The organism is Bosea sp. 29B, from assembly GCF_902506165.1.
GTDB lineage: Bacteria > Pseudomonadota > Alphaproteobacteria > Rhizobiales > Beijerinckiaceae > Allobosea.
In genome coordinates this window covers 5,380,701-5,401,744 of sequence record NZ_LR733817.1, presented here as the reverse complement: position 1 = coordinate 5,401,744, position 21,044 = coordinate 5,380,701, and the positions used below count along the sequence as shown (strand labels likewise).

The following is a 21,044-nucleotide window of genomic DNA, read 5'->3' as shown; positions in this document are numbered from 1 at the left end:
TGGCGCCGGCTGCCCGGCGCCGCTGCTTACTTGGGCGCTGAGACCAAGGCCCAGAGCACGCCGAACGGGTCGCGATACTGGCCGTAGCAGTCGCCCCAGAACATCAGGTCGACCGGGGTGACGACCTCCATCCCGGCCTCGACGCCGCGCTTCCACCAGAAGTCGATGTCGTCGACGCGCAGGGTGAGGGTGAAGCCCTGCGGCTTCTCCCAGGCGTAGCCGTGCTCGGGATAGGGATCGCTCAGCATCAGCGAGCCGTCGTTGACGTAGAGGTGGATATGCATGGTCCGCCCCTTTTCGTCGACTGGCATGCGGGCCACTTCCTGCGCGCCAAAGGCCTTCTGGTAGAATTCCGAGGCCTTCACCGCGCCGTCAACGGCGAGATAGGCGACGACGCCGCCGCGGGTCTCGGGCTGGGCCTGCGGCTGGATGGCTTCTGCAGCTTGGGACATTGTCGAACTCCGATGGCGGGTTGGTAGGCGCTTCGATTGGATTCAGACCGGTTAAGTCCGGTCGGCTGCTGCAAGGACGTTGGCGGTCCGGGCGTTCCGACAGGGCGAGTGAAAATTTCTTCGCAACGCCATTTTTGCAATCTATCTTGATGGCAAGATAAATCCGATATTGTCTCGATGTCAAGATATTTGCATCATGCCCCCTATCGGATCAGCGGAGGCGGGGATGAACGACAGGACGGAGCAAGGCGGCGATCATATCGACCGGCTGCGCGGGCAATGGCAGCAGGAACTGCCGGAGCTCGATACCTCGCCCATGGCGGTGATCGGCCGGGCGCGCCGGATCACATTGCGGCTGCGGCCGGGAATCGAGGCTGTTTTTGCCCGCCATGGGCTCGATGCCGGCGAATTCGACGTGATCTCGACGTTGCGACGGGCCGGAGCGCCATGGCGGCTGACGCCGACCGAACTCTACCGCACGCTGATGATCTCCTCGGGCGGGCTCACAGCTCGCCTCAACCGTCTGGAGGCGGCCGGGTTGATCCGGCGGCGCGAGGCGGAGGAGGACAAGCGCAGCCTCCTGGTCGAATTGACCGAGGCCGGCCGCGCCAAGGCCGAGGCGACGTTCCGCGAGGACATGGCGCTGGAGAAGCACCTGCTCGCAGGGCTGAGTGCGCACGAGCAGGAGGAACTGGCGGCGCTGCTGCGCAAGCTCGCGCTCAGTCTGGAGAGCGCCGACATCGGCTAGAGCGAGAGCGTGTTCGCCCTCAGCCCGCCGCCGGAGTGTGGCAGCAGGACGCCGACGGCTCCTCGTGCCAGCGGCCGGTCATGTCGGTCTTGCCGGGCGTATCGTAGCGGTCGTGCGGGCGGACCCAGTCGGTCAGGTTGCCGGCCGGGCCGGTCTCGTTGCGACCCTTCGGCGTCAGGTCGAGATACATATAGGTGCCGAGCACCTCCTCGGCGCCGCGGCCGAAGGTCGAGTAGGTCTGGTAGATCGTCCCATCCGCGTCCTTCTCGAAGACGGTGTGGCCGGACAGGTCCTCCAGCGGCGAGGCGATCGTCTCGAAATTGTAGGAGGCGTTGGCGAGCTGCTCCGACGCGTAGGAGACGTCGAAATCGTAGTTGAAGTCGCTGCCATGGGACGAGACCCAGTGGAAGCGCCAGCCCATGCGGGTCTTGTAGGCCTCGATCTCGGCGAGCGGCGCCCGCGCGACCGCGACATAGGCGACGTCATGGCGCTCGAGATGCTGCAGCACGCCGTCGACATGGTCTGCCTCGAAGGAGCAGCCGACGCAGCCCTCGAACTGGCCGGGCGCCAGCATGAAATGCTTGACGATGAGCTGGCTGCGGCCGCGGAAGAGGTCGGCGAGCGTCTGCTTCCCGGTCGGCGTATCGAAGACATAAGTCTTCTCGATCCGGATGCGCGGCAAAGCGCGGCGCTCGGCGGCGATGGCATCGCGCTGGCGCGTCAGCTCCTTTTCCTTGACGAGCAGGGCCCTGCGGGCGGCGATCCAGTCTTCCTTGCTGACGGTGGTCTGCGTCATGGTCGGTCTCCTCGCTGCGCTGGCCGCCTCGGATCCTGAAGCTCAGGAGTCCGAGGCAAGCGGTTGTCATCGACGAGTTTTTGGCTTCGACCGTTTGTAGCCGGCACCATTCGCTCGTCGCCCCTTTGAGGCAAGGACGAACGGGCGGGCGTTGTGCCGACACGGCACCTCAGAAATTTCAAGCAGCGATTGCTCGCCGGTCTCAGCCGGCCGCGACCTGTCCGCTCTCGCGCATCAGACGGTCGATATGCTGGCGGATATGGGCGGCCTCGCTGGCCGAGCCGGCCAGCGCAATGGCGCGATTGAAGGTCGTGCGCGCCTCGCGGTCGCGGCCGAGCTGCATCAGCAGCCAGCCCTTGAAGCCGAAGAAGTAGAAATAGCCAGAGAGCTGCTGTTCGAGCGGCTCGACCATCGCCAGCGCCGCCTCCGGCCCGCGCAGCTTGGCGATGGCGACGGCGCGGTTGAGCGTGATCACCGGCGATGGCTGGATATGCTCCAGCGTGGCGTAAAGGATGTCGATCTGGGCCCAGTCGGTCTCGTCCGCCCGCGCCGCGCGGCTATGAACGCCGGCGATCGCTGCCTGGATCTGGTAAGGACCGGGCCGGCGATGGCGCATTGCCTTGTCGACCAGCGCCAGGCCTTCGGCGATCATCTCGCGGTTCCAGAGCAAGCGGTCCTGATCCTCCAGCAGGACGATCTGGCCGTCGGCGTCGAGACGCGCCGCGGCGCGGGCGTGCTGAAGCAGCATCAGGGCGAGCAGCCCTATGATCTCCGGCTCGGTCTGGAACAGCCGCAGCAACAGCCGCGTCAGGCGGATCGCCTCCTCGCTGAAGGGGCGGCGGCGGTCGCTTTCGGCGCCGCTGGCGGAGTAGCCCTCGTTGAAGACGAGGTAGAGCATCGCCGCTACCGCCGCGAGGCGCTCGGCGCGTTCGACCGGACCGGGCGTCTCGAACGGGACGTGGGCAGTAGCAACGCGCGCCTTGGCGCGGGTGATGCGCTGTTCCATCGCGCTCTCGCCGACCAGGAACGCACGGGCGATCTGCTTGACGCTGAGCCCCGAGACGATGCGCAAGGCGAGCGCCACCTGCTGCGTCGACGGGAGATCGGGGTGGCAGCAGATGAACAGCAGGCGCAGGATGTCGTCGCGGTAATGGCCGCCGTCGAGCCTCTCGGCGACCTCGCTCTCGGCGTCACCGAGATCGGAGAGCCGGTCCTCCTCCGGCAGGGCTTCCTGCTTCTTCTGCCGCCTGACCTGGTCGAGCGCGACATTGCGGCCGACGAAGATCAGCCAGGCGGCGGGGTCGCGCGGCGGGCCGTTCTGCGGCCAGGTCCGGAGTGCCCGGAGGCAGGCCTCCTGATAGGCCTCCTCGGCGATGTCGAGATCGCGGAAATAGCGGAGCAGGGCGCTGATCGCCTGAGGGCGCGCCGAGGTCAGCGCCGCATGGATCCAGGCGATCTCCGCCATGATCAGACTCCGGCCGGATAGTAGACGGCGAGCGGGCGGACCTCGAAAGCGCCGCCCGGATTGGCTTCGCCGAGCTCGCGCGCGATGCCGAGTGCTTCGTCGAGATCGGCGACGTCGACGATGTAGAAGCCGAGGAACTGCTCCTTGGTCTCGGCGAAGGGGCCGTCGAGGATGAGCGGCGGGTCGCGGTCCTTGCGCAGGGTTGTCGCCGCGGTGGTCGGCAGCAGGCGCGCCACGGGACCGAGCTTGCCCTCCTTGGCGATGCGCTGGCGGACCTTTTCAAGGCGGCCCATGACCTCCTCGTTCTGCTCCTTCGTCCAGGCCGTGACGACCTCTTCGGAATGATAGCAAAGGATGGCGTAGTGCATGCGCGGCGCTCCGGTTCAGGCCAAGGACGATTGGCCGGGCCGGCAGCCGACAAGGAGGCGCGAAAAAAATCAAGCTGCGTTCAAACCGAGTCGTCCCGGAGCAGGCGTAGCCCGACCCGGGACGACCAAGAAAGGTTTGGAGTATCAAACGACGGGCGGGTTGAGCCGGGCAAAGCCCTCCTGGCGATGATAGGGGAAGGCCGGGTAGGGCGGCACCGTTGCGCTCGCCTTGTCGAGTCTCGCGATCTGCTCTGGCGTCAGAGTCCAGCCCACGGCGCCGAGATTGTCGCGCAGTTGCTGCTCGTTGCGGGCGCCGATGATCACCGAGGCGACGGTCGGGCGCTGCAGCAGCCAGTTGATCGCGATCTGCGGCACGGTCTTGCCGGTTTCCTTGGCGAGCGCATCGAGCACGTCGACGATGGCATAGAGCTTCTCGTCGTCGACCGGGGGGCCGAAATCGGCGGTCTGGTGCAGACGGCTGCCTTCGGGCAGGGCTTGGCCGCGGCGGATCTTGCCGGTGAGGCGACCCCAGCCGAGCGGGCTCCAGACCAGCGCGCCGACGCCCTGGTCGAGGCCGAGCGGCATCAGGTCGAACTCGTAGTCGCGGCCGACCAGCGAATAATAGACCTGATGGGCGACATAGCGTGGGAAGCCGTGCTTCTCTGCCAGCGCGAGCGACTTCATCAATTGCCAGCCGGCGAAGTTGGAGACGCCGATCTGGCGGATCTTGCCGGCGCGGACAAGCGCGTCGAGCGTCGACAGCACCTCCTCGATCGGCGTGAAGGCGTCGAAGGCGTGGAGCTGGAGCAGGTCGATATGATCGCTGCCGAGCCGGCGCAGCGCCGCTTCGGTGCCGTCGATCAGGCGGCTGCGCGAGGAGCCAGCGTCATTGGGGCCATCGCCCATCGGTAGCGTCAGCTTGGTCGAGATCAGGACCTTGTCGCGCCGGCCCTTGATCGCGGCGCCCAAGACCTCCTCGGAGGCGCCATTGGAATAGACGTCGGCGGTGTCGAACAGGTTGACCCCGGCTTCGAGGCAGATGTCGACGAGGCGGGTCGCTTCTTTGGCGTCGCTGGTGCCCCAGGCGCTGAACAGCGGGCCCTGGCCGCCGAAGGTGCCGGCGCCGAAGCTGAGGGCGGGAACCTTGAGGCCGGAGCGGCCGAGATATCTGTAGTCCATGGTGGAATTCCTTCTGCGAAGTCTTTGATATTTATGCCTGCGGGCAGGAGGCGGTCTGCAGCGCCGTCTGCGGGCGCTTGTCGAGGCGCAGGCTGATCACTGCCAGAACCAGGCTCGCCAGGGGCACCAGGGCGGCGACCCAGGTCACGGCGGCCAGCCCCGGCCCGTGTTCGATGGTGACGCCGCCGAGCCAGGCGCCGAAGGCATTGCCGAGGTTGAAGGCGGCGATGTTGAGGCTGGAAGCGAGATTACGCCCGGCTGGGCCAGCCTTGTCGAGCACGCGCATCTGCAGGGGCGCGACAGTAGCGAAGGCGGCGGCGCCGATCAGGCCGACGAAGATCGTCACAGCGACCGGCGAGCGCAGCGTCGCTGTCATGGCGAAGAGCACGATGGCGAGCGTTGCGGTGGTCGCGAGCAGCGCGACCGGCAGGTTGCGGTCGGCGAGCTTGCCGCCCAGCATGTTGCCGACGATCAGGCCGAGGCCGAACAGCAGCAGGATCGGCGAGACGGCCTCCTGCGAGAAGCCGGTGATCTCGACCAGGATCGGCTGGATATAGGTGAAGACCGCAAAGACGCCGCCGAAGCCGAGCACGGTCATGGTGAGGCCGAGCAGCACCTGCGGGTCGGCCAGCGTCGCGATCTCCTGACGCAGCGGCGCGACCTCGACCTTGCCCTTGTCGGCCGGAACCAGGCGGGCGAGCACCAGCATGGCGATGACGCCGATCACGGCGATGGTCCAGAAGGTGGCGCGCCAGCCGAAATGCAGGCCGAGCCAGGCGCCAGCGGGCACGCCGAGCAGGGTCGCGATGGTGAGGCCGGTGAACATCACGGCGATGGCCGAGGCCTTCTTGTCCTCGGGCACGAGGCTGGTCGCGACGACCGAGCCGACGCCGAAGAAGGTGCCATGCGCCAGCGAGGTGACGATGCGGGCCGCCATCAGGAGGCCGTAGCTCGGAGCGAGCGCACAGGCGATGTTGCCGAGGGTGAAGATCGCCATCAGCAGGATCAGCACCTGCTTGCGCGGCAGCTTGCGGGTGGCCAGCGTCAGAACCGGCGCGCCGACGAAGACGCCGAGCGCATAGCCGGAGATCAGCAGGCCGGTCATCGCGACCGAGACTTGCAGGTCACTGGCGACCTGAAGCAGCAGGCCCATGATGACGAATTCGGTGGTGCCGATGCCGAAGGCGCCGGCGGTGAGGGCATAGACGGCAATGGGCATTGGACGCTCCGCGTCAGGCGAAAGGGAATGATGCCCAGCCAGATGGTGCAATGCAGCGCTTTGAACTAGGATGCCGCCCGTAACATCACTTGTGACTTGAGTTCACCATGGCAGCCCTGCTCAGCAATCGCTCCGGCGAGATGGAAGTGTTCGCGGCCGTCGTCGAGCGCGGCGGCTTCTCCGCCGCGGCCAAGATATTCAGCATGACGCCGTCTGCCGTCAGCAAGCTGGTGACGCGGCTGGAAGGCCGGCTCGGCGCCCGATTGGTCAATCGCTCGACGCGCAAGTTGCAACTGACGGCGGAAGGACAGGCTTTCCACCAGCGCTGCGTCACCATCCTCTCCGACATCGCCGAGGCGGAGTGCGAGGCGGCGGCCGGGCGGGCGCCGCGCGGGCGGGTGCGGGTCAACGCCAATGTCGCCTTCGGCAATCAGGTTTTGCTGCCGCTGGTGCCGGCCTTCCTCGCCGAGCATCCCGAGCTCTCGGTCGATCTCGTTTTCACCGACCAGGTCGTCGACCTGATTGAGGAGCGGGCGGACATCGCGATCCGGGTCGCGCCCGGCCCTCTGCGCGGCAACCAGCTGATGGCGCGCAAGATCGGCGAGAGCACCGTCGCCGTGGTCGCCTCGTCGGATTATCTCATCCGCCATGGCGAGCCTAAGACGCCGGCCGATCTGGCGAAGCACAACCTGATCGGCTTCAACTTCGCCCGCTCGGTCGAGGGCTGGCCCTTCCGTGTCGATGGCGCGCTGATCTCGATCGCCGCGGTCGGCAACACCCAGGTCGGCGATGGCGAGATCGCGCGTCAGCTCGCCGTCGCCGGCATTGGACTCGCCCGGCTCGGGCGCTTCCATGTCGAGGCCGAGATCGCCGCGGGCCGGTTGGTCACAGTGCTCGACGACTTCAACCCCGGCGATATCGAGGTCATCCACGCCGTCTATCTCGGGCAGGGCGGCTTCGTGCCGGCACGGATGCGGGCGTTCATCGATTTTCTGGCGCGGAATGTGAAGATCCGAGCCTGAGCATATCCGCTTTCATTCCGGGGGCAGGCCGGAGGCCTGAGCCCGGAATCCATGAACACCGCCCTTTCCGTCATGGTCGGGCTTGTCCCGACCATCCACGCCTTCGCACCACTGATCACATACGGCGTTCAAGACGTGGATGCTCGCCACAAGGGCGAGCATGACGAACTGGAGCGACGTCGCGGTTATGGATTCCGGGCTCGCCGCTGCGCGCCGTCCCGGAATGACAGGAAGGACTCAACTCAGCAGCAGGCTATCGTCGGAGAGCTCTTCACCGCGGACCTGCTTGAACAGGCGCAGCAGGTCCGGCACGTCCATCGCCTTGCGGCGTTCGCCGGCGATGTCGAAGACGACCTTGCCCTCGTGCAGCATCACGGTGCGGCTGCCGTGATCGAGCGCGTCGCGCATCGAATGGGTGACCATCAGTGCGGTCAGCTTCTGCTCCTCGACGATGCGCCGGGTCAGGTCGAGCACGAAGGCGGCGGTGCGTGGATCGAGCGCGGCGGTGTGCTCGTCGAGCAGCAGGGTCTTGGTTCCCGCCAGCGTCGACATCAGCAGGCTGACCGCCTGGCGTTGCCCGCCGGAGAGCAGGCCCATCGAGTCGCCAAGGCGATTTTCCAGGCCGAGGCCGAGCACCGCCAGCTTGTCGCGGAACAGAGCGCGGCGCGGGCGATCGAGCGCTGCGCCGAGGCCGCGGGCGCGGCCGCGCGCCTGGGCGAGTGCCATGTTCTCTTCGATCGTCAGGCGTTCGCAGGTGCCGGCCATTGGGTCCTGGAAGACGCGGGCGATCAGGCCGGCGCGCTTTGGTGTCGGCCAGCGCGTCACATCGATGCCATCGACCTCGACGGTGCCGCGCTCGGCTCGGGCATCGCCGCTGAGGACGTTGAGCAACGTCGACTTGCCGGCGCCGTTCGAGCCGATGACGGTGATGAACTCGCCATCGGGCACGGTGAGATCGAGACCGCGCAGCGCCCGGTTCTCCAGCGGCGTGCCGCGCCCGAAGGTGACGTGGACGTCCTTGACGCTGATCATGGCGCACTCCGCTTGAACAGGCTGCGCAGCGGATTGGCGACACCAGGCAGCATCAGGGCGATGCCGACCAGCACCGCCGTGACCAGGTTGAGGTCGGAGGCGCGCAGGCCTAGCCAGCCGGCGTTCAGGGCGAGCGCGATGGCGAGGCGATAGGCGATCGCGCCGATCAGGCAGGAGAACACCGCGATGACGATCGACTTCGTGCGGAAGATCGTCTCGCCGAGGATGACGGCGGCAAGGCCGGCGATGATGGTGCCGGTGCCGATGCTGACATCGGCGAAGCCGGCCGTTTGCGCGAACAGGGCGCCGGCCAGGGCGACGAGGCCGTTGGAGAGGGCGACGCCGACATAGATGTACATATCGGTGCGGATGCCCTGCGCCCGCGCCATGCGCGGATTGGCGCCGGTCGCACGCATGGCGAGCCCGAACTCGGTCTTGAGGAAGCGGGCGAGCAACGCGGCGATCACAGTGACGATGATCAGCAGCGCGAGCACGCGCAGGGTCGGGCGGGCTGGCAGCCCCATGGCAGCGATGAAAGGGTTGAGCCAGGTGAAGAAGTCGATCACCGTCGGCCGGTTCATCAAGGGTATGTTGGGCACGCCCATCACCCGCAGATTGATCGAGAACAGCGCCGTCATCGTCAGGATGCCGGCGAGCAGATGCAGGATCGAAAAGCGGATATTGAGCCAGGCGGTGACCGTGCCGGCGAGGCAACCGGCGACGATCGCCGCCAGCGTGGCGAAGACCGGATTGACGCCGCCGGCGATCATCGCCGCCGCGACGGCGGCGCCGAGCGGCAAGGTGCCGTCGACGGTCAGGTCGGGGAAGTCGAGGACGCGAAAGGTGATGTAGACGCCGAGCGCCACGAGAGCGAACACCAGTCCGATCTCGATGGCGCCCAGGGTGGCGATGAGACTCATCGGTCGCCCTGCTTGTTCTGTTCTGGAATGGGTAGGCGGCCGGAAGCGGCGGCGTGGGAACGCCGCCGCTCGTCAGATCAGTTGATCACCTGCTTGGCGCGGGCCTGCACGGCCGCCGGGATCGTCACGCCCATGGCGGCGGCCGCCTTGGCGTTGATGACGAGGTTGCTGCCGCTGGCGTTCTTGACGGGGATGGCGCCGGGCTTCTCGCCCTTGAGGACGCGCACGACCACGGCGCCGGTTTCCAGGCCGACCTGGAAATAGTCGAAGCCGATCGAGGCGACCGAGCCTTTCTGGACCGACTCGGTGTCGCCGGTGAAGACCGGCAGCTTGTTGTCGGCGCCAACGTTCAGAACCGTGCCGAGCGCCGAGATGATCGTGTTGTCGGTCGGCAGGTAGATCGCGTCGACCTTGCCGACGAGATTCTGCGCTGCGCCGGAGACATCGGCCGTGCGGCCGGCCGAGGCCTCGACGATCTGGAGGTTGCGGGCGGGCGCCAGTGCCTTGACGGCGTTGAGCAGCGCGACGCTGTTGGCCTCGCCGGGGTTGTAGACGACGCCGATCTTCTTGGCAGACGGCACCAGCTCCTTGATCAGGTCGAACTGGGCTTCCAGCGGCGAGAAGTCGGAGATGCCGGTGACGTTGCCGCCCGGCGCCTGCCTGTCCTTGACGATCTGAGCGGCGACCGGGTCGGTCACGGCGGTGAAGACCACTGGGATCGTCTGCGTCGCCGTCACCATGGCCTGGGCCGAGGGGGTCGCGATCGCGACGATCACGTTCGGGTTCTCGCCGGCGAATTTCTGGGCGATCTGTGCCGCCGTCGCCGGCGAACCTTGCGCCGATTCATAGCGGAAGGTCAGGTTGGTGCCGTCCTTGTAGCCGGCCTCCTCCAGCGCCTTCTTGACGCCGTCGCGGGCGGCATCGAGCGCCGGGTGCTCGACGATGGCGGTGACGGCGACCGTCACCTTCTGGGCTTGCTGGGCGACGGCGGCCGTGCCGGCCAGAAGCGCCAGAGCGATACCGCTGCTGATCATGGTTGCGCGCAAACGCATGGTTTCCTCTCCGTCTGTTGCCGGGCTCTGTCAGTCCGCTTCAGGCGTCCGCGCCAGCGGGCAAGGCCGGTTGTGATTGCTGAGTGGGCCGCCCGAAGCAACCTTGGTGCTAGGAAACGGTACTCTCGACTGGCGGCACTATGCGCGGGCCAAAACACCCCGCGCAAGTGAGCGGACATGCGTCTTCGGGAGGGGCGCATGCGAACGAGAGCAGCCGGATCACTGTCCCCGCCGGCTGCGCGCGGCGAAGCGCACCGCTTCCTCGGCCGCCTTGAACAGGGCCTTGGCCTTGTTGATGCATTCGAGCTGTTCGGAGGCGGGGTTCGAATCGTAGACGATGCCCGCGCCGGCCTGGACCTGCATGCGGCCATCCTGGACGACGGCTGTGCGCAGGACGATGCAGGTGTCCATCTCGCCATTGGCGCCGAAATAGCCGATGCAGCCGCCATAGGCGCCGCGCCCGTCCTTCTCAAGCTCGTCGATGATCTCCATGGCGCGCACCTTCGGTGCGCCGGAGACGGTGCCGGCCGGGAAGCCGGCGGCGAGCGCCGAGAGTGCGTCATGCTCGCCGGAGATGCGTCCCTCGACGTTCGAGACGATGTGCATCACCTGACTGTAGCGCTCGATGAAGAAGGAATCGGTGACGTTGACGCTGCCGATCTCCGCGACCCGGCCGACATCGTTGCGGCCGAGATCGAGCAGCATCAGGTGCTCGGCCCGCTCCTTGGGGTCGGCCAGCAATTCGTCGGCGAGGGCTTCGTCGGCGGCAGGCGTCGCCCCGCGCGGGCGCGTGCCGGCGATCGGCCGGATCGTGACCTTGCCATCGCGCAGCCGGACCAGGATCTCCGGGCTGGAGCAGACGATCTGGAAGGCCTCGAAGTCGAGATAGCAGAGGAAGGGCGCCGGATTGACCCGCCGCAGCGCCCGGTAGAGCGCGAAGGGCGGCAATTCGAACGGCGCCTCGAAGCGCTGCGAGAGCACGACCTGGAAGATGTCGCCGGCGCGGACATATTCCTGCGCCCGCGCCACCATGGCGTGGAATTCGGCCTCGCTGGTGTTCGAGGTCGATTCCGGGTGGGGGATCGCCGAGATGTCGATGCCGGCTTCGTCGGGCAGGGGGCCTTCCAGCGCCCGTACCACCGCATCGAGCCGCTCCTGCGCCCGTTCATGGGCGGCGCGAGCCGGGACGTTCGCCAGCGGGCGCACCGGCGTCACCACCGTGATCTCGTCGCGGATCGAATCGAACACCACCATCAGCGTCGGCCGCGTCAGGATGGCGTCGGGCACGCCGGGGCCGGTGGCTTTCGCGTCCGGCAGGCGCTCCATCAAGCGCACCATGTCGTAGCCGAGATAGCCGAAGACGCCGGCGGCCATCGGCGGCAGGCCGTCGCGATCGGGGATGGCGCTCTCGGCCAGCAAGGCGCGTAGGGACTCGAAGGCGGGGCGCGGATCGGAGACGAAATCCTCATCTTGCGCGAGGCGGCGCAGCGAGGCTTGCCCGCGATGGCAGCGCCAGACCAGGTCGGGGGCGAGCCCGATCATCGAATAGCGGCCACGCACGGCGCCGCCCTCGACGGATTCGAGCAGGAAGGCCGGGCCTCCATAAGCGTGGCGCAATTTCAGGAAGGCGGCGACCGGCGTCTCGCAATCGCCGACCAGCGACAGCGTCAGCAATTGCGGCTCGCCGGCCTGATAGGCGGCGGCGAAGCGTGCGAAATCGGCGGCCGGATCCATGCGTCCTGCTTCAGTTCTGGCCGCCGGTGGCGTTGCGCAACGCCGCCTGGTTGAGCTGGACGCCAAGATCGTTCTGCAGCTTGCCGACATATTGGGCGAGGAGATCCTCGCTGATGCTCGACGTCAACAGCCTTACGAAGTTCTCGGCATCCTCGGTAGTGCGGGCATAGGGGCTGACCGTCGCAGCCTTGACCTGGAAGACGACGCGGCCGGTGTTCTCGACCGCAGCCGAGCCGGCCTTGCCGGCCGGCGTGCCGAAGACCAGCGAGACGACATTGCGCGGCAGGGCGTCGCTCTGGTCCTGGCGGCCGAGCGTCGCGTCCTCGAAAGCAAGCCCCTGCGCGAATGCGAGCGCGTCGAGCTTTTCGCCGGCGTCGAGCTTCTGCACGATCTCGTGGGCCTGGGCCGAGAGGCGTGAGGCGACCTCGTCGGACCGCCATTGCTTCTCGACCTCGGCCTTGACCTCGTCGAAGCCGCGCTCGCGCGGCGGATCGATCTTGGTCACGTCGAACCAGACATAGCCGCCATTATTGGGCAGGCGCACGGCCTCGTTGTCGACGCCGATATCGGAGCGGAACAGCGCCTGCAGGGTCGTGTCGCCGCCGGGGAGGGAGGTCTCCTGCGTGCCGTCGGCCTTGCCGAGGCTGGAATCGGCCGGGCCGAAATTGCGCAGAGCGAGGTTGAACTCCTTCGCGATCTCCGGCAGCGGCCGGGCCGAGGCGCGCTGGTCCTCGACCTTGTCGTGCAGATCGGTCAGCTGCTCGGTGGCGCGGCTCGTCGCGACATCGCGGCGGACCTCGTCGGCGACCTCCTCGAAGCTCTTCAGCCGGGCCGCCTCGATCGCCGGGACGCGCAGCAGCACGACGCCGAAGCCGCCCTGCACGGGCTCGCTGACCGCGCCCTGCGCCAAAGCGAAGGCGGCATCGCGCACCGCCGGATCGAACAGCCCCTCGCGGGTGAAGGTGCCGAGCGTCAGATCGGCCTCGGCGACGTTGCGGCTGGCACCGATCGCCTCGAACGTCTCGCCGGCATCGATCTTCGCCTTGGCGGCCTTCGCCTCCTCCATCGAGGGGAAGCCGATCTGCTGGACGGTGCGGCGCTCGGCCGAGCCGAAGCGCTGGGCCTTCACCTGCTCGTAGCGGGCGCGGGCGTCGGCATCGCTGACCTTGCTCGGGTCGGCGAGGCTGGCCGCTGTCAGGACCAGCACATTGGCAGTACGGTACTCGGGCGCGCGGAAGGCGGCCTTGCGCTCATCGAAATACTTGCGCAGCACCTCGGCGCTCGGCGCCGGGATCTCGCCGGCGGCGCTCTCGGGCAGGGTGATATAGGCGATCTCGCGCTGCTCATGGCGCAGGCGATGGCCGAGCTCCTGCAGCGCGACCGGGGCCGTGACCGCGCCGACGACCATCTCGGCGATTTCCTGGCGCATCGTCACGGCGCGCTGCTCGCGCACGAACTGCTGCTCGTTCATGCCGATTGCGCGCAGCAGCTCGTTGAAGCGGGCCGGATCGAACTGGCCGGCGGCGTTCTTCATGTTCGGGTCGGTGAAGAGGATGTTGCGCACGGTCTCGTCGGAGACCGCGAGACCCATCTTCGCGGCCGTCTGGTCCAGCGTCGCGTCGGTGACGAGGCGCGAGAGCACGCGCTGGTCGAGGCCGAGCGCCCGGGCTAGATCGGGGCTGATCTGGCGGCGCTGCTGGCGCTGCAACTGCTGGATCTCGTTCTGATAGGCCGTGCGGACCTGCTCAAGGCCGATTTCGGTCTTGCCGACGACGGCGACGGCGTTGCGACCATAGCCGCGGAAGATGTCGCCGATGCCCCAGACCGCGAAGGAGATGATCAGGAAGCCGAACATGATCGCGACGACGATCCTGCCGATCAGGCTCTGTCCCGCCTTGCGCAGGCCCTGCATCATCATGGTCCGGTCTTCCCAATTCTCTCGCGGCCGTGCCGCAGCGCGCCGCTTATAGGAACAGCGGCGCCTTCCGGCAATCGCTGCGACTGGCCTCGATTGCGATCATGTGACGGCGTTGCTAGAGCGCAAGGGACAAGATTTGGAGAGCAGCCGTGACGCGAACGATCAAGCCGCTGGTGGCGGGCAACTGGAAGATGAACGGGCTGAAGGCAGACCTTACCATCGCAGCCGAGGTCGCCAAGGGCCATGACGCCACGCTGCGGCGGGCCGTTGACCTTGCCATCTGCCCGCCTGCGACGCTGCTGTTCACGCTGACGGCTTCGCTGATCGGCTCGCGCATCGCGACCGGCGGGCAGGATTGCAGCGCTCATGCCAGCGGCGCCTATACCGGCGAGGTCTCGGCGCCGATGCTGGTCGATGCCGGCGCGAGTTATGCGATCGTCGGGCATTCCGAGCGCCGGACCCTGCATGGCGAAAGCAATGCGCAGGTGAAGGCCAAGGCCGAGGCGGCGCTGGCGGCGGGGCTGACGCCGATCGTCTGCGTCGGCGAAACCAGGGACGAGCGCGAGGCCGGTAAGGCGCTGGCGATCGTGAAGAAGCAGCTGCGCGGTTCCGTGCCCGAGGGTGTGGCGGCCGCATCGCTCGTGATCGCCTATGAGCCGGTCTGGGCGATCGGCACCGGCCTGACGCCGACGGTGGCGGATGTTGCCGAGATGCACGAGGCAATCCGGGCCGAGCTCGGGCGCATCCTCGGCAAGGCCACCGCAGCCGGCGTCAGGCTGCTCTATGGCGGCTCGGTCAAGCCTAGCAATGCAGTCGAACTCATGAACGTCGCCAATGTCGACGGCGCGCTCGTCGGCGGCGCCAGCCTCAAGGCCGAGGACTTCCTTTCGATCGCGCGCGCCTGCGCCTGATCCCGGGGGAGATTGAAATCGTAGGTGGCATGGGCGGAAAGCTCATGCTATGGCCAGCGCCGTTCCGCGGGATGCCGCCATCTTGGCAGGCGCCCGCGCCATACCCATTTCGAGAGCCATGCAGAACGTCCTCATCGTCATCCACTTGTTGATCGTGATCGCGCTCGTCGGCGTCGTGCTGCTCCAGCGTTCGGAGGGCGGCGGCCTCGGCATGGGCTCGGGCGGCGGAGGCGGCGTCGGCGGCTTCATGACCGGCCGCGGCCAGGCCAATGCGCTGACCCGCGCCACGGCGATTCTGGCCGGCCTGTTCTTCATTACCTCGATCGCGCTCGCGGTGATGGCGACGCATGGCCGTACGCAGCGCTCGATCATCGACGGCGCCCCGGCGCCAGCCGGCACGACCGCTCCGGCGGCCCCGAGCGGGCCTTCCGCGCCGAATGCCGGCGGGGTGCTCGACCAGCTCCGGCAGATGCAGAACCAAGGCGGGTCGCAACCGCCGCAGCCGGGAACCCCGACGCGGTGACCGGGATGGAACTAGGGCAGGGGCCGGGAAACCGGCCCTTCTCTTTTGTGGACAAGCGCGAGGCGCAGGACCGGCCTGCACCGACCCGCTTAGCGAATCGAACTCTAGGCGTTAAAGGTGACCTCCCATGACGCGGTATGTTTTCATCACCGGCGGCGTGGTGTCCTCGCTTGGCAAAGGCCTGGCGGCGGCGGCTCTGGCTGCTCTCCTGCAGGCGCGTGGCTATAAGGTCCGCCTGCGCAAGCTCGACCCCTATCTCAATGTCGATCCGGGCACGATGAGCCCGTATCAGCATGGCGAGGTCTTCGTCACCGACGACGGCGCCGAGACCGATCTCGACCTCGGCCATTACGAGCGCTTCACCGGCCGGCCCTGCAACAAGGGCGACAACATCACCACCGGCCGCATCTACATGGACATCCTGACGCGCGAGCGGCGGGGCGACTATCTCGGCGCCACCATCCAGGTGATCCCGCACGTCACCAACGCCATCAAGGAATTCGTCCTCTCCGGCAATGACGGCTACGACTTCGTGCTGGTCGAGATCGGCGGCACCGTCGGTGACATCGAGAGCCTGCCCTTCCTCGAGGCCATCCGCCAGACCGGCCAGCAATTGCCGCGTGGCCAGTGCATCTTCGTGCACCTGACGCTGCTGCCCTATATTCCGACCGCGGGCGAGCTGAAGACCAAGCCGACGCAGCACTCGGTCGCCGAGCTGCGCTCGATCGGCATCCAGCCCGACATCCTGCTCTGCCGCACCGATCGCGAGATCCCGGTCGAGGAGCGGCGCAAGCTCGCGCTGTTCTGCAATGTCCGCGAGACAGCGGTGATCGAGGCCCGCGACGTCGCCTCGATCTACGACGTGCCGCTGTCCTATCACGCCGAGGGGCTCGACACCGAGGTGCTGGCCGCGTTCGGCCTAGACGGCAAGACCGCCCCCGACATCAGCAACTGGCGGCGCATCTCCGAGCGGATCAAGAACCCGGAGGGCGAGGTCACCATCGCCATCGTCGGCAAGTACACCGGGATGAAGGATGCCTATAAGTCGCTGATCGAGGCGTTGACCCATGGCGGTATCGCCAACCGGGTCAAGGTCAATCTCGACTGGATCGAGTCCGAGGTCTTCGAGAAGGAGGACCCGGCGCCCTTCCTCGAGCATGTCCATGGCATTCTGGTGCCCGGCGGCTTCGGCCATCGCGGCGCCGAGGGCAAGATCAAGGCGGCGAGCTTCGCCAGGCAGCGCAAGGTGCCGTATTTCGGCATCTGCTTCGGCATGCAGATGGCGGTGATCGAAGCGGCGCGCTCGCTCGCCGGTGTCAAGAACGCCAATTCGACCGAGTTCGGCCCGACCGAGCAGCCCGTCGTCGGCCTGATGACGGAATGGATGCGCGGCAACGAGCTGGAGCAGCGTTTCTCTGGCGGCGATCTCGGCGGCACGATGCGGCTCGGCGCCTATCAGTCGAATCTTTCGGCTGACACCAAAATCGCCAGGATCTACGGCTCGACCGAGATCTCCGAGCGGCATCGCCACCGCTACGAGGTCAATATGGGCTATCGCGAGATGCTCGAGGCCAAGGGCCTGCGCTTCAGCGGCGTCTCGCCCGACGGGCTGCTGCCGGAGACGGTCGAATATCCCGACCACCCCTGGTTCATCGGCGTGCAATACCATCCCGAGCTGAAGTCGCGGCCGTTCGAGCCGCATCCGCTCTTCGCCAGCTTCATCGAGGCGGCGGTGGTGCAGAGCCGCCTGGTCTGATCCCGCCACTCAATCAACCGGCACCGCGACCCAAGGGTGGCGGTGCTGGGTGTAGACCTGCTTGCCCGGCGCCGGAAAATCTGGATCGGCGAAGGCGCCGACGGCGACCGCAATCATCTCCGGCTTGCGCAATGGCTCCCAATAGACCGTGCTGCCGCAGCGCGGGCAAAAGTGCTGCGTGACTTCGAAGCCGCTGTCCGCTTGCCGGCGATAGGCCGTCGCCTGCCCGCTGATCTCGACCTCTGAACGCGGAAAGAAGGCGGCGATGCCATAGGTGCTGCCGGTGCGGCGCTGGCATTCACGGCAATGGCAAAGCGAGACGAGCGCCGGTTCGCCCTGGCAGATCAGGCTCAGAGCCCCGCAAGAGCATCGGGCATGTCTTTCCTTCATGGAGTTTCTCCGTGACCTCGTCCGCGTGTTCACAGCCCAAGCCGCGACAGTCTGGCGCGCCGTCGCCGCTGACGTATAGTGACCTCCTTGACCATCATGGCATGCAAGGGGCGGCGGCATGACGATCTCGATGGCCGGGTTGCCGGCGTTCATCCTCTATTTCTGCGTCGGCTTCGCGCTGATCGCCGGCTTCGCTGCGGTCTATATGCGGCTGACCGCCCATGACGAGATCGCGCTGATCCGCGGCGGCAATCTATCCGCTGCGATTGCCTTCGGCGGCAATCTGGTCGGCTTCTCGGTGCCGCTGGAGACGGCGATCGAGCAAGCGGCGAGCATTCCCGACCTGGTTATCTGGGCCGTGATCGCCATGGTGGTCCAGCTTGGCGCCTATGGCTTTGCCCGCATCGTCATCCCCGACCTCTCGCGCAAGATCGAGGAGGACCGGATTCCCTCGGCGGCGATGCTGGCAGTGATCGCCGTGATCAGCGGCACGCTCGCTGCTGCCAGCATGAGCTTGTAGGAGGACGCAATGAAGCGCTCGACCCAGATCGGGCTCGCCGCGGCAGGCGTGGTGCTTGTCGCGACCTACTGGTCGCTCTCCGGCGGCGAGACCGACGATTCGCTGGTCTACAGCAATCTTTCCGAGTGCCGGGCTGCCAACCTGCTCGGCTCCAGCCAGTGCGAGCAGCGCTTCAACGAGGCCTCTGCCAACCATCTGCGCGACGCCAAGAAGTTCACCAGCAGCGCCTCCTGCGAGCAGGAGTACGGCTCAAGCGGTTGCCAGAGCGCTATCTGGAACAATGCCCAGGTCTTCATCCCGGCCTTGGCGGGGATCATGCTGGCGCGGCAGTTCATGTCCGGCGGCGGCGCGGCCCAACCGCTTTTGCCGCCGACCAGTGCGGCCTGCCCGCCCGGCACGCGCCAGCCCGGCTCCGGGCGCCCCGAATGCGAGCAGCCCGCCCGGACTTCGTCCTCGTCATCCTCATCGTCCAGTGGCGGCTATTATGGCGGCAGCAGCAGCCGCTCGCGTGCCTATACGACGACCTCCGGCCAGGCGATGGTCGCCCGCAACATCTCCTCGACCGGCATGGCGAGCACGCCGAGCGTCGCCTCCCGTGGTGGCTTCGGCTCGACCTCGCGTTCCTTCTCCTCCTCGTCGTCGTCCTGACCATGCAGCGGCTTCGCCCATCACCACGCAAGAACTGGCAGGCGGAGGCCGAGCGCCTCGGCTTCGCCTATCACACGCTCGACGGCGAGACCTATTGGGACGAGAGCGTCGCCTATGCCTTCTCGCTGAAGGAGATCGAGGAGGACATCGAGGCGCCGACCGGCGAGATCGAAGGCCTCTGCTTCGCCTTCGTCGAGCGTGCCCTCAAGGACGAGGACATCCTGCGCCGGCTCGCGATCCCGGAGGGGCAGTGGAGCCTCATCCGCGACAGCTGGCAGCGCGGCGATCGCAATCTCTATGGCCGGCTCGACCTCGCCTATGACGGCAAGGGGCCCGCCAAGCTGCTCGAATACAATGCCGATACGCCGACCTCGCTGTTCGAGGCGGCCGTGGTGCAGTGGGACTGGCTCGAACAGGCGATGGCGCAGGGCCTGGTCTCGCGCGGCTGCGACCAGTTCAACTCGCTGCATGAGCGCCTGATCGCGGCCTTCGGCCAGCTGCGCAGTCCGACGCCGGAACGCATGCACTTCACCTGCGTGCAGGGCAGCGTCGAGGACAAGGGCACGGTCGACTATCTGATCGACTGCGCCGGCCAGGCCGGGATCGACGCCCGTTTCACCTTTATCGAGGAAATCGGCCTGCTCGCCGACGGGCGCTTCTGCGACGGCGCCAGCCTGCCGATCGAGATGCTGTTCAAGCTCTATCCCTGGGAGTGGCTGTTCCGGGAGCAGTACGCCTCGGCGCTCGCCGGCTCGCGCTGCCAGTTCGTCGAGCCGCCCTGGAAGGCGCTGGTCTCCAGCAAGGGCCTCTTGCCCTATCTCTGGGAGATGGCGCCCGGCCATCCCAATCTCCTGCCGGCCTATTTCGAGGACGATCCGCACTGCGCCGAGTTGGGCGCGAACCATGTCCGCAAGCCGCTCTATTCGCGCGAGGGCGCCAATGTGACGCTGATCGAGGGCGGTGCGGTGCGCGACAGCGATGACGGGCCCTATGGCGCCGAGGGCTTCATCCTGCAGGCGACCGCGATGCTGCCGAACTTCGACGGCAATTATCCGGTGCTCGGCTCCTGGCTGGTGGCTTCGCAGCCTTGCGGGCTCGGCATCCGTGAAGATACGACTCCGATTACCAAGAACACCTCGCGCTTCGTGCCGCACGTCATCGAGCCGTAGCGCCCAACGCCTACGGTCTGCCCATGCCTGAAACGACCAATGCCCGCGGCCTCGACCATCTCGTCATCGGCGTCGCTGACCTCGACGCGGCCGGTGCCTTCTACGCCGATCTCGGATTCCGCGTCGGCGCGCGCAACCGCCATCCCTGGGGCACCGAGAACCGGATCGTCCAGTTCCCTGGCGCCTTTCTCGAATTGATCACCGTCGGCGACGCCACGCTGATTCCGCCGCATGCGCCGCGGCATTTCTCCTTTGGCGCCTTCGTGCGCGACGCGCTGGCGCGGGGCGAGGGGATGTCGATGCTGGTGCTGGAGAGCCGCGATTCGACTGATGATGCCGAGAGCTTCCGCAGCGCGGGCATCGGCGACTTCGAGCCCTTCTTCTTCGAACGCCAAGCGCGCCGGCCGGATGGCAGCGAGGTCCGCGTCGCCTTTTCGCTCGCCTTTGCCGAGAATCAGACGGCAACCGAGTGTGGCTTCTTCGTCTGCCAGCAGCACGAGCCGCAGAACTTCTGGAACCCGGCTTTCCAGCAGCACGAGAACGGCGCGAGCGGGCTGTCCGCCGTGTTCCTGGTGGCGCAGGAGCCGGCCGCGCAGACGGCTTTCCTCAGCGCCTTCTCTGGCGCCGGGAGCTTCGCGACACCGGAAGCGAGCCTGCAGCTACCGCTGCCGCGTGGACGCCTGGAGGTGCTGACGCCGCAGGCGGCTACGGCCAGGCTCGACGGCGAGAGCCGGCAGGAGCAAGCTCGCTTTGCCGGCTTTGCGGTCGCAGTGCCCGATCTAGAGCCGGTTCGGACACGACTCGCCCAGCGCGACATTGCGCATCGCGGAGATGGCGCGCGCATCGTCGTGCCGGCGGAGGCTGCTTTCGGCTGCGCCATCGTGTTCGAGATGGGTTGAGCGCCGGGGCGCCTGCCGCAATCAGCGCCGGCCCGGCCGCCCCCTGCGACCCCAGGCCCGCGCCCGGGCGACGCGCATGCGCCACCAGCCGCCCGCTCGCCGGCGATGCGTCAGCCGCCCGACCAGCAGCGTGTAGTCGGTCTCGACGTCGGGGACGTGTGCCAAAGCACGGTCGAGATCAAGCGGGCTGGCTGCAGTTGCTGCAGAGGGCAAGGTGGCGAGCGATGCCCCGCCGGCGACGGCACCGATGAGACCCAGAAGAAATTGGCGGCGCTGCATGACAGTCTCCTTGCTGGAATGGCAAGGAGCATGCGTGAGCCCGC

Annotated in this window: 22 protein-coding genes; 9 read left to right on the top strand and 13 right to left on the bottom strand. The window is 67.2% G+C overall.

Annotation, left to right across the window (positions count from 1 at the left end; genetic code table 11):
* Positions 1-26: 26 nt before the first annotated feature.
* Positions 27-452, bottom strand: a complete 426-nt coding sequence (locus GV161_RS26150) for a VOC family protein (protein ID WP_152014796.1) — start codon at positions 450-452, stop codon at positions 27-29.
* A 226-nt stretch (positions 453-678) separates the two neighbouring features.
* Here GV161_RS26150 and GV161_RS26145 point away from each other — a divergent pair, with 226 nt between their 5' ends.
* Complete coding sequence (locus tag GV161_RS26145; protein ID WP_152014795.1) at positions 679-1,200, top strand: MarR family transcriptional regulator; 522 nt, start codon at positions 679-681, stop codon at positions 1,198-1,200.
* A gap of 19 nt (positions 1,201-1,219) precedes the next feature.
* Here GV161_RS26145 and GV161_RS26140 read toward each other — a convergent pair whose 3' ends face one another.
* From GV161_RS26140 to GV161_RS26120, 5 genes are all read right to left on the bottom strand, one after another.
* A complete protein-coding gene (locus tag GV161_RS26140) occupies positions 1,220-1,996 on the bottom strand; it encodes a thioredoxin family protein (protein WP_152014794.1) in 777 nt (258 codons plus the stop codon).
* Between the two features lie 202 nt (positions 1,997-2,198).
* Positions 2,199-3,461: an RNA polymerase sigma factor gene (locus tag GV161_RS26135; RefSeq protein ID WP_152014793.1), complete on the bottom strand. Its 1,263-nt coding sequence runs from the start codon at positions 3,459-3,461 to the stop codon at positions 2,199-2,201.
* 2 nt (positions 3,462-3,463) lie between these two features.
* Positions 3,464-3,829, bottom strand: coding sequence for a YciI family protein (locus GV161_RS26130; protein ID WP_152014792.1), 366 nt, complete (start codon positions 3,827-3,829; stop codon positions 3,464-3,466).
* Positions 3,830-3,973: 144 nt separating this feature from the next.
* The gene (locus tag GV161_RS26125; protein WP_152014791.1) at positions 3,974-5,008 is read right to left on the bottom strand and encodes an aldo/keto reductase; all 1,035 of its coding nucleotides are present in this window, start codon (positions 5,006-5,008) and stop codon (positions 3,974-3,976) included.
* 31 nt (positions 5,009-5,039) lie between these two features.
* On the bottom strand, positions 5,040-6,227 hold the full coding sequence (locus GV161_RS26120; protein ID WP_152014790.1) for an MFS transporter: 1,188 nt from the start codon (positions 6,225-6,227) through the stop codon (positions 5,040-5,042).
* A 107-nt stretch (positions 6,228-6,334) separates the two neighbouring features.
* Between GV161_RS26120 and GV161_RS26115 the strand changes: the two genes are divergently transcribed.
* On the top strand, positions 6,335-7,249 hold the full coding sequence (locus GV161_RS26115) for a LysR family transcriptional regulator (RefSeq protein ID WP_152014789.1): 915 nt from the start codon (positions 6,335-6,337) through the stop codon (positions 7,247-7,249).
* 237 nt (positions 7,250-7,486) lie between these two features.
* Here the strand turns inward: GV161_RS26115 and GV161_RS26110 are convergent, their stop codons facing one another.
* From GV161_RS26110 to GV161_RS26090, 5 genes are all read right to left on the bottom strand, one after another.
* Complete coding sequence (locus GV161_RS26110) at positions 7,487-8,281, bottom strand: ABC transporter ATP-binding protein (RefSeq protein WP_152014788.1); 795 nt, start codon at positions 8,279-8,281, stop codon at positions 7,487-7,489.
* Positions 8,278-9,201, bottom strand: coding sequence for an ABC transporter permease (locus tag GV161_RS26105; RefSeq protein WP_152014787.1), 924 nt, complete (start codon positions 9,199-9,201; stop codon positions 8,278-8,280). The genes GV161_RS26110 and GV161_RS26105 overlap by 4 nt, the downstream gene beginning before the upstream one ends.
* Positions 9,202-9,278: 77 nt before the next feature.
* Positions 9,279-10,253 carry an ABC transporter substrate-binding protein gene (locus tag GV161_RS26100; RefSeq protein WP_152014786.1) on the bottom strand — a complete coding sequence of 325 codons (975 nt, stop codon included), beginning with the start codon at positions 10,251-10,253 and terminating at the stop codon, positions 9,279-9,281.
* Between the two features lie 219 nt (positions 10,254-10,472).
* Complete coding sequence (gene trpE / locus GV161_RS26095) at positions 10,473-11,987, bottom strand: anthranilate synthase component I (RefSeq protein ID WP_152014785.1); 1,515 nt, start codon at positions 11,985-11,987, stop codon at positions 10,473-10,475.
* 10 nt (positions 11,988-11,997) lie between these two features.
* Positions 11,998-13,905: a peptidylprolyl isomerase gene (locus GV161_RS26090; protein ID WP_244624083.1), complete on the bottom strand. Its 1,908-nt coding sequence runs from the start codon at positions 13,903-13,905 to the stop codon at positions 11,998-12,000.
* A 149-nt stretch (positions 13,906-14,054) separates the two neighbouring features.
* Between GV161_RS26090 and tpiA the strand changes: the two genes are divergently transcribed.
* From tpiA to GV161_RS26075, 3 genes are all read left to right on the top strand, one after another.
* Entirely contained in the window at positions 14,055-14,816 is a 762-nt protein-coding gene (tpiA, locus tag GV161_RS26085; protein ID WP_152014784.1) for a triose-phosphate isomerase, read from the top strand.
* 118 nt (positions 14,817-14,934) lie between these two features.
* Positions 14,935-15,339 carry a preprotein translocase subunit SecG gene (gene secG, locus GV161_RS26080; RefSeq protein WP_091828792.1) on the top strand — a complete coding sequence of 135 codons (405 nt, stop codon included), beginning with the start codon at positions 14,935-14,937 and terminating at the stop codon, positions 15,337-15,339.
* Between the two features lie 127 nt (positions 15,340-15,466).
* Positions 15,467-17,095, top strand: a complete 1,629-nt coding sequence (locus GV161_RS26075; RefSeq protein ID WP_152014783.1) for a CTP synthase — start codon at positions 15,467-15,469, stop codon at positions 17,093-17,095.
* Between the two features lie 9 nt (positions 17,096-17,104).
* Here GV161_RS26075 and GV161_RS26070 read toward each other — a convergent pair whose 3' ends face one another.
* Complete coding sequence (locus tag GV161_RS26070) at positions 17,105-17,485, bottom strand: GFA family protein (RefSeq protein WP_152014782.1); 381 nt, start codon at positions 17,483-17,485, stop codon at positions 17,105-17,107.
* 118 nt (positions 17,486-17,603) lie between these two features.
* On the opposite strand from GV161_RS26070, the gene GV161_RS26065 reads away from it, so the two are divergent.
* The 4 genes from GV161_RS26065 to GV161_RS26050 are packed head-to-tail and all read left to right on the top strand — an operon-like array spanning position 17,604 to position 20,721.
* Positions 17,604-18,005, top strand: a complete 402-nt coding sequence (locus tag GV161_RS26065) for a DUF350 domain-containing protein (RefSeq protein ID WP_152014781.1) — start codon at positions 17,604-17,606, stop codon at positions 18,003-18,005.
* A 9-nt stretch (positions 18,006-18,014) separates the two neighbouring features.
* A complete protein-coding gene (locus GV161_RS26060; RefSeq protein ID WP_152014780.1) occupies positions 18,015-18,653 on the top strand; it encodes a DUF1190 domain-containing protein in 639 nt (212 codons plus the stop codon).
* 2 nt (positions 18,654-18,655) lie between these two features.
* Positions 18,656-19,822 carry a glutathionylspermidine synthase family protein gene (locus GV161_RS26055; RefSeq protein ID WP_152014779.1) on the top strand — a complete coding sequence of 389 codons (1,167 nt, stop codon included), beginning with the start codon at positions 18,656-18,658 and terminating at the stop codon, positions 19,820-19,822.
* A gap of 23 nt (positions 19,823-19,845) precedes the next feature.
* Complete coding sequence (locus GV161_RS26050; RefSeq protein WP_152014778.1) at positions 19,846-20,721, top strand: VOC family protein; 876 nt, start codon at positions 19,846-19,848, stop codon at positions 20,719-20,721.
* 21 nt (positions 20,722-20,742) lie between these two features.
* Here GV161_RS26050 and GV161_RS26045 read toward each other — a convergent pair whose 3' ends face one another.
* Positions 20,743-21,000, bottom strand: a complete 258-nt coding sequence (locus tag GV161_RS26045; protein WP_152014777.1) for a hypothetical protein — start codon at positions 20,998-21,000, stop codon at positions 20,743-20,745.
* Positions 21,001-21,044: the final 44 nt, after the last annotated feature.

Bases quoted from the DNA above. Each gene is read 5' to 3' on its own strand.
- GV161_RS26130 (WP_152014792.1), bottom strand. From the start codon at position 3,829: ATGCACTACGCCATCCTTTGCTATCATTCCGAAGAGGTCGTCACGGCC.
- GV161_RS26075 (WP_152014783.1), top strand. From the start codon at position 15,467: ATGACGCGGTATGTTTTCATCACCGGCGGCGTGGTGTCCTCGCTTGGC.
- trpE (WP_152014785.1), bottom strand. From the start codon at position 11,987: ATGGATCCGGCCGCCGATTTCGCACGCTTCGCCGCCGCCTATCAGGCC.
- GV161_RS26120 (WP_152014790.1), bottom strand. From the start codon at position 6,227: ATGCCCATTGCCGTCTATGCCCTCACCGCCGGCGCCTTCGGCATCGGC.
- GV161_RS26050 (WP_152014778.1), top strand. From the start codon at position 19,846: ATGCCTGAAACGACCAATGCCCGCGGCCTCGACCATCTCGTCATCGGC.
- GV161_RS26045 (WP_152014777.1), bottom strand. From the start codon at position 21,000: ATGCAGCGCCGCCAATTTCTTCTGGGTCTCATCGGTGCCGTCGCCGGC.
- GV161_RS26060 (WP_152014780.1), top strand. From the start codon at position 18,015: ATGAAGCGCTCGACCCAGATCGGGCTCGCCGCGGCAGGCGTGGTGCTT.
- GV161_RS26145 (WP_152014795.1), top strand. From the start codon at position 679: ATGAACGACAGGACGGAGCAAGGCGGCGATCATATCGACCGGCTGCGC.
- GV161_RS26100 (WP_152014786.1), bottom strand. From the start codon at position 10,253: ATGCGTTTGCGCGCAACCATGATCAGCAGCGGTATCGCTCTGGCGCTT.
- GV161_RS26070 (WP_152014782.1), bottom strand. From the start codon at position 17,485: ATGAAGGAAAGACATGCCCGATGCTCTTGCGGGGCTCTGAGCCTGATC.
- GV161_RS26135 (WP_152014793.1), bottom strand. From the start codon at position 3,461: ATGGCGGAGATCGCCTGGATCCATGCGGCGCTGACCTCGGCGCGCCCT.
- GV161_RS26110 (WP_152014788.1), bottom strand. From the start codon at position 8,281: ATGATCAGCGTCAAGGACGTCCACGTCACCTTCGGGCGCGGCACGCCG.
- GV161_RS26125 (WP_152014791.1), bottom strand. From the start codon at position 5,008: ATGGACTACAGATATCTCGGCCGCTCCGGCCTCAAGGTTCCCGCCCTC.
- GV161_RS26115 (WP_152014789.1), top strand. From the start codon at position 6,335: ATGGCAGCCCTGCTCAGCAATCGCTCCGGCGAGATGGAAGTGTTCGCG.
- GV161_RS26065 (WP_152014781.1), top strand. From the start codon at position 17,604: ATGACGATCTCGATGGCCGGGTTGCCGGCGTTCATCCTCTATTTCTGC.
- GV161_RS26090 (WP_244624083.1), bottom strand. From the start codon at position 13,905: ATGATGATGCAGGGCCTGCGCAAGGCGGGACAGAGCCTGATCGGCAGG.
- GV161_RS26140 (WP_152014794.1), bottom strand. From the start codon at position 1,996: ATGACGCAGACCACCGTCAGCAAGGAAGACTGGATCGCCGCCCGCAGG.
- GV161_RS26055 (WP_152014779.1), top strand. From the start codon at position 18,656: ATGCAGCGGCTTCGCCCATCACCACGCAAGAACTGGCAGGCGGAGGCC.
- GV161_RS26105 (WP_152014787.1), bottom strand. From the start codon at position 9,201: ATGAGTCTCATCGCCACCCTGGGCGCCATCGAGATCGGACTGGTGTTC.
- secG (WP_091828792.1), top strand. From the start codon at position 14,935: ATGCAGAACGTCCTCATCGTCATCCACTTGTTGATCGTGATCGCGCTC.
- GV161_RS26150 (WP_152014796.1), bottom strand. From the start codon at position 452: ATGTCCCAAGCTGCAGAAGCCATCCAGCCGCAGGCCCAGCCCGAGACC.